We start from the raw sequence: 13689 nt of genomic DNA on the forward strand, positions 1-13689 counted from the left end.
GCGATGGCGATGCGCTGTTTCTGCCCGCCCGAAAGCTGGCTGCCCTTGGGGCCCAGCGGCTTGTCTCCGCGCGCATCCATCAGTTCGGCGATCTCGGCAGCTTCGGCGGCGGCGCGCACCTGGTCATCGGTTGCATCGGGGCGCACGTAGCGGATGTTGTCGGCCAGCGAGCTGTTGAAGATCACGATGTCCTGCGCCACCACTGAAAAAGACGACCGCCATGCCTTGATCTTGAGATCGTTGATCGGGGTACCATCGACCGTGACGCGCCCAGCTTCGACATCGTAGAGCCGAGTCAGCAGGCTGAGCACGGTTGTCTTGCCAGATCCGGTTGCCCCCACGATGGCCGTGACCTTGCCGCCTTCGAAGCGCATCGACAACCCGTCGAAAAGGGGATGTGTGGGGTCATAACTGAAGCGCACATTTTCGAGTGCAAGATCGCCTTTTGTGTCGAAATCCTCATGTGCATGCGGCTTGTCGAAAATGGTCGGCGTTTCTTGGTAGAGGCCGCGCACACCGTTGAGAATGACGAGATTGGCCTGCAGCTTGGCAAAGAAGCTGGCAAGCGACCGCGCCGGATCAAAAATCAGCACGAGCCCGAGAAGATAGGCGATGATCCCGGCTCCATCGAGACCGAAATCCCCTGACAGCACCATGTAGCCACCGCCACCTATCACCAGGACGTAGACCATGGCCGCCATCATATCGATGGCGGGAAGCACCACAGCCTGCGCTGACTGCAGGCGGATCGACAGTTGGCGAATGTTCTTGGTCGCCTTCACCAACCGCTCCCGCTCGATCGGTTCCTGACCTGCGATCTTGACCGTGCGCATGCCCGAGGACATTTCGTCGATGCCAGTCATGTAGGCGCCCATTGCGTTTTCCGCCGTCGACTGGATGTCCTTGATCCGCGAGGAGACGTGCTGCAACAGGATCAGGATCGTCGGCAAGATGATCACCGCTGCGGTAAACAGCAGCGGTGACTTGTAGACCAGGTAGCCCGACACGATCAGAATGGTGGCCGCATCGCGTACCGCGTTCACCGTGGACTGTCCGACGAACATGCTCAGCCCCTGGGCCTGGTTGACCAGCCGCAGGATGATCTCACCGGATTGGGTCCGCTCGAAAAAGGCCAGATCGAGCGTCATCAGGTGGTCGATCAGGTCGCGCCGGAGCTTCATCACCGCGTCGCTGGCCAGCCGCACCGACAGCCGCGGGATCAGGTAGGAAATGACCGCGCGCGTGGTGAAAAGCCCGAACACCACCGCACAAACCTGGATCAGATCAGACATGGAGCCACTGTCGAAGATCACCCGCAGCCCGTCTTCGGTCAGCGCCAGGAACTGCTGATAGACCAGGCCCTGGACCGTGATCATGCCCAGAACCAGCACGAGCCAAGGCGACTTTGATTTCAGATAATTGTGCCAGAACCAAGCAATGTTTGACCGGTCCTGTTCGGAGAACATGGGTTGCTTCTTTTTCGCGTCGTTGGTGTTTTTTGCAGAGGAAAGCGCGGCCATGAAGGATTCCGATCAGGTCTTCGGCCTGCGTTTACAGCGATTTGATCCAGAGGTCAGCCCCCTGACCGTCGCCTCGGTCGACAAACGGGCCGGTAGGCGCGCCGCGCCACACTAGTCGGTCATTCTTTTCTCCAAACGACCTGTCCGCGGCTGCAAGCTCCGCCAGCGCCGCCCAGTGTCGCGCAAAATTGAGCGGTAACAGCACACCCTTGGCACCACGATCGGCGATCAGGCGAGATTTCAGGATCGTCGGTTGCAAAAAGCAGCTGCGATTGTCCTCGGCATAGATGCGAAAACCGGCTTGTGGCGCAAAACCGCGCGAAGAAGGATTGCGTTGGGCACACATAGGCTCTGTAGGTTCTACCGAGTCCCTCCGGATAAATTTCGCGAATCCTCGCTTCCAGATTCCGCCACGTCTCGAAGAGACCGCACACAAAGGGCGACCTCGACCGCCAAGTCGAGGACGGCGCAACGGGTTTCGAAATCCCTAAGCCCGGCTTCATAGATGGCGATGCGCGTTCGGTTGAAGTCCTTTCCCCCCAAGCTATCCAACTTTGACAAGTTGATCTTGAATGCCCTTCTGTCTCGTCTCTCTATACCGTGAGCTTCCGGTGAGGGTGATCTGGCTTTGCTTGCGGCTCCGGCTTGCACCTGCTGACGCAGTGTAAATCCAGAGCATGAGCTCATCGAGACGAGTGACATTTTCCTAAAGACAACGAGCCTATAAAGGCTTGCTTTATAACGGCAATCAATCATAGAGTGATGAGATAAATCTGAAACATATATTGGAGCTTGTCCAGCATGCCTGAAGTAACTAATTTCACTGGAATTCAGAGTGGATTTTCTTGGCCGGTTGATTCCAATTACGGCGTGCCCGTTGTGGTAATCTCTCCGGATTTGTGGGATATCTTTGACGAAGCGATACGGACAAGTAACCCAGACTTAACAGCCGACAGCATAAATTTTTTTCAGAACAACATGGTACGTGCAAGCGCTGACGAGCGTGCGGCTATCCGAGACGCCATATCAAATTGGGAGATTCTAGCTGGGATACAGATCGTTGAGGTTGGGTATGGATTTTCAGACCCAGCAATTGACCAAGTGAGTGGAATTGGGATCTTTTTCGGCTCAGGAGACGGTTTTCCAACTCAAACAACGAATGCTCAATTTCCAAACGACAATATTGCATATATCTATTTTAGCTCGGAGTACAGTCAACCTCCTGGAGAATACATTTGGGCAATTTCAGTATCGCTCGGCTTGAAGCCTCCTGACTTTGGTGATGTGACGCTGGTGCCAAATTTGGACAATCAAGATATAACTCTAATGAGTCAGAATGGCCCTTGGACAAATACGCAGCCACGCCCGCTTGATATCGAAGCCATGCAGGATTTGTATGGTATTCCAGGTAGTCCAAACAACTTTGTGAATCGTTTAACGTCTAGCCATGAACTAATAGCGATTAACGATGCGGGGGGTGACCTTGCTCCATTTCTCCAGAACCTACGAGATTTTGGCGGAAACACATTTGGATCTGCAGGTGACTGGACCTTGCTGGGTGAAGCGGATGTTCAGGGCGATGGCGATATTGAAGCCGTCATCATCAATTCCACGCTAGGCAGGTGGGGGACCCTAGGACCTGACGAGCTCGATATCATCGATTTCTTGGATCATGGCGCTGGTGGGGATACTCGAGTTGTAGGCACATATATTGATCCCTTGGTCGCACAGGGGCAAGTTGAGGCCGGTAGTGATTTCGACAGCCAAGTCCGCTTCGCCAATGATCTGAGAAATGCAAACTTCGACCGGTTGCTTGGAGCGGATGATTACGACGGCGATGGGTTTCAGGAGCTGTACATGAGTACTGCAGATGGGACTGCTTACCTGCATGCCTACATGCACGCAGATGGAAACATTCGATATGCCAACTATCAGTCCGAAGAGCAGATGATAGACTTCCTGGTTGGCTTAGGCTTCCAGTCCGACGTTTGGGGTGATTGGATTTAACCGTCACCTGATGATAATCGTCTCATTTTTGCAGGCGAGTGCCTTTGGAAGGCAACGTCCCATGTACCTTTCGCTTCACGCTACGGCAAAAGGATCATCGATGACGCCCACCAGAGACAGCAGGAACTCGCCATTGTTTGGATCGAGCGCTTCAGCGTAGATCTGATCAATCGCCGACACCGCATTGTTCACGCTCGCACTGCTGCCATCATATAGCTCGATGACGGATACCGTATCTTCGAACTCCGACAAGCCCCTGATGGCAGAAAAATAGACCCCGATATCCGTCTTGTCTTGGAGATAGGCGACATCTCCGGCGCCACCGGTTTCAGCACGTGCGCCGTTGAGAACTGAAAGTATGAAAATGGCGGGTGTAATGGCAGGGTTGTTGTCCAGCTCATTGATCCAGTATGCGCTTGACGGATCACGCCCGAGCACGTTGTTGAAGACGGCTGTCACGAAAGCTGCCGTGTCGTTCAGGCTTCCATCTGCTTTGAGATAGGTCTCATAAGTTCTCTGGGTTTCAGGTTGCCCAAAAAAGCTCTGAGCTATCTCTGGCAGTGACATTCCTTCCGCCAGGCGCGTGGCCCAGTACAGCAGACCTATAGAGGCAGGGGCACGATCAAAATAGGCAATGTAGAGTTCAGAGATCGCGGCAAAGTCGTCCGCTGACAGACCCACCGCTCCAGACCTGATATCCAACTCGAAACTGCCATCCGCAAATGCAAGCGTCTCCACACTCACCAATCTGTCAGTTCCGTCCTCAGATGACCGGCGGTCTGTGATGATGGTCTCGGTTGGAGAGAACTGTACCGTATAGGACGACTGGTTGCCCGAATACACTGCCGTGTCGGCATTGTTCCCGCCGTTGATCAGATCGTTCCCGCGGCCGCCCTCCAGAACATCAAGACCATTTTCCCCCAAGAGAGTGTCATTGCCGTTCTCTCCGAGCAACGTGTCGTTGTCTGCACCCCCATTGATGAGTTCATCAAGATCGCCGCCACGAACGAAATCATCGCCCGCCCCGGCAAAAATCCTGCTTTCCGTCTCGTTGCCCCCGTTCGGATTCACCCGCGCAACTGTCCCCGGAAGCGTATCGACGACAATCACGTTCTCACCGTTGATCGGAAAGCCAGGCCATTGCGCGATGACGCCCGACACGTCGATAGGTTTTTGTGAGAAATCTATGCTGAAGAGCAGAGTCCCGCTCAGCGAAGACACTTCCATGGAGGTCACGGTACCAGATAGCTGGTCGACGGATGTGGGAGCGTTTTTGTCGAACGTGCCTTTCAATTCGACAGTCAGGTTTTCTCCGGTCACGCCTTCGACAAATAATGCATTGGTTCCGGAGGCCAGCAAAAGCTCGCTATTGTTGTCGGACAGAGCAAAGCTTCCCAATTGCTCCGACAAGATGTTGGGCCGTCTGTAAATATAGACAGCTCCGCTGGGGATCTCATCGCTATCTGGAAGCTCGGATGCCAGTCTTACAGCCGACGCCTCTTGCGTTTGCGGCGCTACCGAGCCCCCATCGTCATCATCCGCCGAACTCTGCGCTACAGCCGTCAGGGTGATGTTGAAAGAATCCGCCGCATCAAAATTAACCGTGTACCCTAGATCTTGCATCGCAGCGATCGTCAGGCTGCTGAGCGGGTTATCGGGTATATTGGGCGGCCTTGGAGGCGACCCAGCGCCCCGGAATTCGATCCGAGGGGTCATCAGTTCTGCGTCGAAAATTCCTTCGTCCCAGTATTCGGCTGCCAGTGCACCGTCGGAACCATCTTCAAGAATATTGGCCCGGTTCAGATTACCGGATAGCTCATCGAGCTCCCGAAGAACATTGAGGCCAGTATATACGGCCGTCCCTTCGATTTGCTGCACCAAGCCGAAATCTTCCCAAAGGGAACCAAAGCCTAGCGCACGGCCGATTGTATTTGCCGCAAGCTCATCGAGGTTCAGCCTGACACGGTCTGCTTCTTCCGTGTTGAGCACAACACGTGAGTGCGTTGGGAGCAGCCCGCCAATGGCGGCGTCTGCCGGTCGTTGATCCAGAACGCTTGAAATTGCAATGATGGTCTGACTGACGCCTTCGTACTCCAGGTCTATATCATCAAAGGTCACGTCAATCAGAATATCATCGACATATCCAAAACCGTTGACAAACGCATAAGATAAGTCGCCCGTTATGACTTCTTCCCAGCGTTCCACAGCAGTTTCAAAAGCATCTATGTACGCGCTGGGATAATCATCAGAGCTATATCTCAGGGTGATGTCAAAGCCACCGTCGTCCAAAGCACCTTGATCGCTCAAAACCAAACGATATTGACCCGTTGTCTCAGAAAACCCGCCCGCGGAAAGATAGTAAACTCCGGAATCATCAGTGACAAACTGAATGGAACTGCTTGTTCCAAAGCCACCATCATCGCTCGACGTATTTTCGATCAGCTGGCCAGTTGAATCATAGACCCCGTTGAAAAATGGGTCCGCCAAGACGTTCCCGCCAGTTTCGGGAACGAGCTCGATCTGATAGAGGCGTCCGGCAAGCAAATTTGCCTCGAACCAATCCGCATCACTTGAAAAATCGATACGGCCCGTAGTTGACGCGTTTGGAGCGACGGTTCCATCTGTACTTATGTCAGAGGCATAATCATCTCTAAGGCCCAAGTCATTGATCGAGACTGTATAGGTGCCGGTTTCATCGTCGAAGCCCGCAACCTCTATAAAATAGTCACCGGAGGATGTCGGCGTAAAGTAGGCAAGACCGTCACGCCCGACACCACCGTCGTCAAATGTTTGAACGAAGTTGGCTGGGGCGCCCGAAGCAAAGATTCCCCGGATATCAGGATCTGCAAGCGTTCCGCCGTTCGAGTCCTGCCCGCGGACATCAATGCGATACGTTGTTCCAGTTTGAAAGAACGCGCGGAAACCGTCGATGTCTCCTGCTGTTTCAATCTCGCCCGTGGAACTCCCGTCAATGGATACGCTACCAAAGTCCCCGGAGATGCCGGGCAGGTAGTCATCCAGGTAACGGACAAAATCCACGCTCAGAGTATAATCGCCAATGTTAACGTCATCGGCCCCGGCGACTTCGATTTGGTATATGCCGTCTGTGGGAACGATCAGTCCGCTGACAAGCGCGTTTGTCCCTGTACCGCCATTGTCGTCAGCGCTGCCGGGGATCAGTGCGCCGGAGCTTGCAAAAACTCCGAAGATTTCCGGATCGGGATTTAAGCCGCCATTCGTTGGCAGTCCTTCAAGAGAAATGTCGTACTCTACTCCGGCCTGAAGAGCGACTTCAAACCGATCGCGATCTCCTTGGATTTCGATATTTCCAGTTGTGGGAACATCAACCAAGGCTGTTCCCAAAATCTCCGCAAACCGACCTGGCAGGTAGTCATCTCCACCACCAAACTCGATAATCTGTTCGCTCTGGGTTACTGCCCCTCGCTCATCAATGACATCAAATCGGAGGATAGCCCGCTCGCCCGTTATGCCCGTTGCGCCAGTAATCGAGATGTCACCATTTTCAAGAAGTTCCCCCTGAATCGTGGGGCTCTCGAAGCTGAAGGGTACCGCCGTAAAGGTCTCGAGACTGCCGTCCTCGAACTCCGTCAACACATTGCCGATGATCTCGGGGCCGGTAAACGTATAGGCTTCGATTGGGAATGGCTCGCCCTCGGGTGCCGAGTTGATGGTTACCTCAAGCGACAAGTCGACATAGGTGCGCTGGATGGTCCCGCTAACAAATTCTCCAAGCAGGTTGGTATACGAACTGTCCGAGGAGTCGAAGGGAATAATCCAGTCGACGTAGCCGGAGACCCGCACGAGAACCGTCTCATCATCCTCGACCAAAGCATCCTCGAGAGCCGCGAAGTTCAGGGTTTGCGTCTGGCCGAAAGAATAAGAGACCGTGAAGTCCTCTCCTTCAACCGCATCCGCCGAAATCACCTGCAAAGATATGTCTCTTGCGGCAATCAATTCGTCCGGCGAGCCGGTACCGGGGAAGGGCAGTTGGATGTCCGAGGGTATCTCAGCAGAGATCGACAGGTTCAGGTCGTTGCCCTCGTTCAGAACTTCCTCGATCGGGGATGATCCTTGAGAAAAGGGGCTGATCTCCAAACTGTAGTCGCCTAGGTTTGTTCCCTCACCGACGAAAGCCGCAGCAGATAGATAATGCGTCCCTGAGTAAAGCGCAGTGTAATAAGAAAAGCTGTCCAGCGTATCTGAACCGGCATCATCATTACCGTAGCCTTGAAAGTTGCCCAGATTGTCGTAGACGCCAACGAACAAGGGATCTCGCAGCCCACTTTCGTTGGAAAAGTCACTCATCAATTCGATGGCATATCTCTGACCAGCGACTAGCTCTACCCGGAACCAATCTTGGTCTCCGATTTCCTCGATCGTTCCAAAGGCAAATCCTGCCTCATCTATCGTTCCAAGGGTAGACGTTGAAGCTTCAAAATCATCAGGCATCTTGGCATCACTTTTTCACAATGGATATTTGCCTGCGGCAAAGGCCAGCATATGCGCAGGTTTTTAACTGCTTCGAGCGATCACAATACAATTCTTCGACCGGGGGCGTACCAAAAAATCATGACACGCTTGGAAGCGATGGGTTAGTCCAAACACCTTTGATGAGACGTGGAACCTACCTTCGAGTCAAGTAAAGTCTGACGAGCCGTTCCGCTGTTGCCGGCTTCGCGCGACCATTGAACTTCTTGAGCAAGGACGATGCATCTTGTGGTGGTTTTATAGGGGCTTGAGTCGCCGCGACCTCTCAAAAAATCCTGCCTTCAACGGGAAAAGGTGCAAAATTCGCCAATCACACCACAGCGAAGGGGTCGTCGATGACACCGACGAGGGGCATCAGGAACTCGCCGTTGCTCGGGTCCAACGCCTCGCCGTAGATCTCGTCGATCGCGGACACAGCAGCGCTAACGCTGGCAGCGCTGCCATTGTAGAGACCCATCACGGAAACAGTGTCGTCAAACTCCGACAGCCCCCTGATCGCGGAGAAATACACGCCGATATCGGTCTTGTCTTGGAGATAGGCCACGTCTCCTGCCCCACCGGTTTCAGCTCGCGCGCCCTCCAAGACGGACAAGATGAAGATGGCAGGCGTAATCGCCGGATTATTGTCCAGTTCGTTGACCCAGTAAGGCCCCGAGGGATCACGGCCCAGCACGTTGTTGAACACAGCCCTGACGAAAGCCTCGGTGTCGTTCAGGCTGCCATCCGCGTTCAAGTAGGTTTCATAAGTTCTCTGGGTTTCAGGCTGCTCGAAGAAGCTCTCGGCAATCTGCGGCAATGTCATGCCATCTTCCAGACGAGTGGCCCAGTAGAGCAGTCCCTGGGCCGCCGGCGCACGGTTGAAATACGCGATGTAGAGTTCAGCGATGGCGGCAAAATCTTCCGCAGAGAGATCAACAGCGCCCGCGCGTATGCTGAGGTCAAAATTCCCGTCGGCAAAAACCAGATTTTCGATATCGATCAACGTGTCCGTCCCATCTTCCGAAGAGCGTCGATCCATAATCGTTGTGCCCGTCGGCGAGAACTGCAGTGTGTAAGAAGATTGATCGCCCGAGTAGACCGCTGTGTCGATGCCTCCACCCCCATTCAGGACGTCGTTATTGCTGCTAGCGAAAAAGCTGTCGTTGCCTGCAGCCCCTTGTAGGTCGTTTACAAGATTGTTGCCTCGGATTTCGTCACCAAAAGAGCTTCCGACCACGTTTTCAAGGTCACCCATCAACCAAACCAGCTCCCGTGGGATCGAACTTACAAGGCTCCCATCGTATTCGGCTTGCGGTAAGGCAAATCCAGCGAGCGTGTCTACGACGGACGCATAGTAGGTATTGGGCAGCTCAATGTACCAGCCTTCGGCTTGACCAGATACGTCAACACGGTCTGTCCCAGACGCATCCCAAATCGCGTACTGGTAATCGAAGCTCTCCAGAAAATGGATCGTATCACCCGCATTTGTGGAAAGGTTCTGGCCGTAAAGATATTGTAGCGCGAGCACGTCAAGGAGCATCGGGGTCGCCGGGTCCCATCTTTCCAGCTCACTTTCGAACGGGTCGGTGTATGACATCACTGTGAACCAATCGACGTCCAAGATGTCAGTGCGATTCAATTCCGGGATGCTGGGACGACCAAATTCAGATGTGAATGGGTGTTTTAATCCAAGGGCGTGACTAATTTCATGAATGAGCGTTAAAAATCCATCTGACCCTGGCTCGAAACTGGAAGACGCAATGATGTCATTTGCAAAGTTCAGAAAGACATCACCACCTTCCGTTATATAATCTGTTATGTCATTAAATATGCTTGGTCCGGGGAAAAAGGCTGACGCCAACATCCGGGGTTCGTCTACTTGAAGGTCCAGTGTATATACGATGTCTGCGCCTGCATCCCCGGCGAGGATTGGGCTGGAAAAATCTCCAACATACCGGAAATCTATATCAATAAATGCTTGGATTGACGCCAGCGCATCTCCAAACTGTTGGATCGCTTCGTCGCGATCTTCCCACATGTCATTCAACCCATCCGCAAGGGCCCACGAAATCACACGGTTGGCTGGAACGTCCCAGACAATCCCGGATGTCATAACGTCAATGATCTTGTCGTTCGTGACATCAAAGGTTGTCGCGGCGAGCATGGACATCTGGAGCTCCGAGGCATTGACAAGCGATTAGAGAAAATAACCAAGAATACTGGGCCAAATCATCTGGGCGCGGGGAACCGCTTTTACACAAGACGACCCAAAGTCAATGATATGTAGATGCTTGTCTGGTCTGAGAACGCTTTTGATGAAACCTCTTCAACAAAAGTCACTACACAAAGTTACGCCACAGCAAACGGATCATCGATGACGCCCACCAGCGGCATCAGGAACTCGCCGCTGTTTGGATCAAGCGCCTCGGCGTAGATCTGGTCAGTCGCAGATACCGCAGCATTCACGCTCGCGCTGCTTCCATCATAAAGACCCATCACAGAAACCGTATCCTCAAACTCAGACAAGCCCTTGATGGCGGAGAAATACACCCCGATGTCAGTCTTGTCCCCGAGATAGGCTCTGTCGCCAGCGCCTCCGGTTGGGGCTTTCGCTCCGTTCAATACCGACAAGATGAATATGGCTGGTGTAATTGCCGGGTTGGTTTCCAGTTCATTGATCCAATACGGTCCTGAAGGATCACGCCCAAGCACGTTGTTGAACACAGCCGTTACGAAAGCCTCGGTATCGTTCAGGCTTCCATCTGCATTCAAGTAGGCATCATAGGTCCTTTGAATTTCAGGCTGCTCAAAGAAGCTTTGAGCAATCTGCGGCAGTGTCATGCCATCTTCCAGACGTGTGGCCCAATAAAGCAGTCCCAGCGCAGCTGGCGCGCGGTTGAAATAGGCAATGTAGAGCTCAACAATCGACGCAAAGTCTTCTGTTGAAAGCCCGACGGCTCCCAACCGGATGCCGATGTCGAAGTTACCATCTGCAAACTGCAGAGCCTCTATATTGATCAACGTGTCCGTCCCATCTTCCGAAGAGCGTCGATCCGTAATCGTTGTGCCCGTCGGCGAGAACTGCAGCGTGTAAGAAGATTGATCGCCCGAGTAGACTGCTGTGTCGATGCCTCCACCCCCTTCAAGGACGTCATTGCCAGCGCTGCCCATCAAGGTGTCATCTCCGGAGCCACCATGGATGAATTCAGCCATGTCACCACCACGGACATAATCGTCACCGGCGCCGGAGAAGATGCGGCTCTCGTTTTCGCCACCACCGTTCGGATTTATACGGGCAACGGTGCCGTCCAGACTGTCGACGATGATGACATTGTCATCATCCATCGAGTAGTTGGGCCATTGCGAGAGGACGTCTGTCACAGCCGTTGGACTCTGTGTGTAGTCAACGCTGAACAGCAAGAGACCAGTCACCGACCGAACTTCCATCGAGTCGACGGTGCCGACAAGGTTGACCACCGATGCAGGGTCATTCTTTTCGAATGTCCCCTTCAGTTCCACGACGAAGTTTTCGCCCGTCGCGCCCTCAATGAAGATTACGTTTGTGCCTGTAGCCGTGACCAGCTCGCTGTTTGCATTTGTCAGTGCAAAGCTTGCCGGGGATTCCGACAATATGTTTGGGCGTGTATGAATATACGCCGTTCCGTTTGGAATCTCGTCATTGTCAGGCAAATCGTCCAGCAATCGCTGGGACGCGAGTGGCCGTGCGCTATCGTTCTCTGTTTGTGTGTTGACCTCGACGCTGGACTCGCGTGCCAGAGGGCCTGTGCGCAGGCCGAAAAAATCCGCTGCGTCATAATCGACCTGGTAACCAAGGTCCTGCATGGCTGCGATTGTAAGCTCGCTGATCGGATTGTCTGGACGGCCAAATTCCGCGGGTCCATCTAACGGCCTGCGCAGCAAAATCCGCGGTGTCATGAGTTCCGAGGTCAGGTTCGCTTCGCTCCAATACTCGGCAGCAAGCGCGCCATCCGCGCCATCTTCCAGAACGTTCCGGCCATTCAGATCGTCCGAAAGTTCCTCCATTTCGCGAAGCGCGTTGGGCCCGGTATAGGTTGCGACACCATCAATATCGCGGACCAAGCCAAACTCTTCCCAGAGAAAGCCGAACCCAAGCGCCCGGCCGATGGTGTTTTGCGCGAGTTCGTTGAGGTTGCTAAGGGTCCCGATCTCATCGGAGTTCAGAACAATAAGCGAGTTTGTCGGCAAGGGACCCGCGCCGGACGACGCATCTGAGCGCTGGTCAAGCACAGTTGAGATCGCCAGGATGGTCTGCTCCACACCATCAACGACAAGCTCAATGTCCTGCTGTACCGAAACCTCGATCAGGATATCGTCAACAAAGCCGTAGCCTTCTACAAACCCGTAAGGCAGATCTCCGGTAATGATTTCTTCCCACCGCTCGACCGCATCCTCGAATGCGTCGATATAGGCACTAGGCACGTCATCCGATGTGTATTCGATCGTGATGTCGAATGTATTGTCATCCAAAATACCAAGATCGTTCAATTCAAGGCGATACTGACCTGTGCTGCCTCCGAAACCACCGGCAGACAAATAATAAGTACCGGCTTGATCTGCCACAAATTGCAGCGCGCTGCTTGTGCCAACGCCACCGTCATCATTGTCGGTGTTTTCGATCAGGTTGCCATTGCTGTCATAGACACCCGTGAAGAACGGGTCCGCAATCGCATTGGCGTTGTTTGTTGGGACAAGTTCAATTTCATAAAGACGGTTCGCGGCCAGGCTGACTTCAAACCAGTCATTATCCTGCACAAAATCGATACGACCGACCGCACTGCCGCCCGGTACGATTGACCCGGTTGTGTCGATATCAGCGGCAAAGTCGTCTCTGACACCAATGTTTTCAACGGCGACCGCATAGGTGCCGACGCCGCCAAAAGAATCTTGAACAGCTATAAAATATTCGCCAGCACTCTGAGGCGTAAAATATGAGACACTGTCATCACCAACAAACTGTGTGTTCAACGTTTGAACAGACGAGGTCGGCGTTCCGTTCAAATTTCCTGATGTGAAAATCCCAAGCAGATCCGGGTCGAGCAGCGTTCCATTGCCGGAGTCGTTTCCCAAAATGCTGATTTCGTATGTGGTGTTGGCCTGAAGCGACACGCGGAACCCGTCGATGTCGCCGGACGACTCAATTTCCCCAACCGTCCGCCCACCAATGGATACATCTCCAAAACCGCCGGAAACCCCGGGTAGGAAGTCGTCCAAAAAGCCTGCGGATTCAACCGTTAGTGTATAGTCGCCAACATTACCCGCTTGCGCACTTGCAACTTCAATCTGGTAGGTTCCGTCAGCGTCAACAACGAATCTTTCGACCAGGGCATTTGCGCCCACGCCACCATCATTATTTGCGCCTCCAGCGACACGCTGGCCAAGGCTGTTGAAGACCCCAATGATTTCCGGGTTCACCAGTGATCCGCCACCGGTGTCGATGCCTTCGAGCGAAATGTTGTAGAGAACACCCGCCTGAAGCGCTACGTCAAATCTGTCGCGATCGCCCTCGGAGTCAATGCTCCCGCCAGTTGGAACGTCGACTGTCGCAGAGCCAAATACGTCTGCAGAACTCCCAGGCAGATAATCATCCGCGGCGCCTAGAGAATTCACACTCAGTTCATAGTCGCCAATACCC

At 53.6% G+C, this 13689-nt stretch carries 6 protein-coding genes; 1 reads left to right on the top strand and 5 read right to left on the bottom strand.

Annotated features, from left to right (window positions below; genetic code table 11):
• Together LCF60_RS21440 and LCF60_RS21445 are read right to left on the bottom strand one after the other, a co-directional pair.
• Positions 1-1466, bottom strand: a 1466-nt coding sequence (locus LCF60_RS21440; RefSeq protein WP_292294579.1) for an ABC transporter ATP-binding protein, incomplete at its 3' end; no start/stop codon positions are given.
• A gap of 85 nt (positions 1467-1551) precedes the next feature.
• On the bottom strand, positions 1552-1866 hold the full coding sequence (locus tag LCF60_RS21445; RefSeq protein ID WP_292294580.1) for a hypothetical protein: 315 nt from the start codon (positions 1864-1866) through the stop codon (positions 1552-1554).
• Positions 1867-2321: 455 nt separating this feature from the next.
• Between LCF60_RS21445 and LCF60_RS21450 the strand changes: the two genes are divergently transcribed.
• On the top strand, positions 2322-3527 hold the full coding sequence (locus tag LCF60_RS21450; RefSeq protein WP_292294581.1) for a hypothetical protein: 1206 nt from the start codon (positions 2322-2324) through the stop codon (positions 3525-3527).
• Between the two features lie 75 nt (positions 3528-3602).
• Here LCF60_RS21450 and LCF60_RS21455 read toward each other — a convergent pair whose 3' ends face one another.
• The 3 genes from LCF60_RS21455 to LCF60_RS21465 all read right to left on the bottom strand — a co-directional run bounded on the left by LCF60_RS21455 (position 3603) and on the right by LCF60_RS21465 (position 13664).
• Entirely contained in the window at positions 3603-7997 is a 4395-nt protein-coding gene (locus LCF60_RS21455) for a DUF4214 domain-containing protein (protein WP_292294582.1), read from the bottom strand.
• 349 nt (positions 7998-8346) lie between these two features.
• The gene (locus tag LCF60_RS21460) at positions 8347-10185 is read right to left on the bottom strand and encodes a DUF4214 domain-containing protein (RefSeq protein ID WP_292294583.1); all 1839 of its coding nucleotides are present in this window, start codon (positions 10183-10185) and stop codon (positions 8347-8349) included.
• 179 nt (positions 10186-10364) lie between these two features.
• Positions 10365-13664, bottom strand: a complete 3300-nt coding sequence (locus tag LCF60_RS21465; protein WP_292294584.1) for a DUF4214 domain-containing protein — start codon at positions 13662-13664, stop codon at positions 10365-10367.
• Positions 13665-13689 lie beyond the last annotated feature (25 nt).

Origin of the sequence: Marivita sp., from assembly GCF_020055635.1 — a bacterium.
Classification (GTDB): Bacteria; Pseudomonadota; Alphaproteobacteria; order Rhodobacterales; family Rhodobacteraceae; genus Marivita.

Excerpts from the sequence above, each read along its gene's own strand:
- LCF60_RS21445 (WP_292294580.1), bottom strand. The coding sequence starts at position 1,866 with ATGTGTGCCCAACGCAATCCTTCTTCGCGCGGTTTTGCGCCACAAGCC.
- LCF60_RS21450 (WP_292294581.1), top strand. The coding sequence starts at position 2,322 with ATGCCTGAAGTAACTAATTTCACTGGAATTCAGAGTGGATTTTCTTGG.
- LCF60_RS21455 (WP_292294582.1), bottom strand. The coding sequence starts at position 7,997 with ATGCCTGATGATTTTGAAGCTTCAACGTCTACCCTTGGAACGATAGAT.
- LCF60_RS21460 (WP_292294583.1), bottom strand. The coding sequence starts at position 10,185 with ATGTCCATGCTCGCCGCGACAACCTTTGATGTCACGAACGACAAGATC.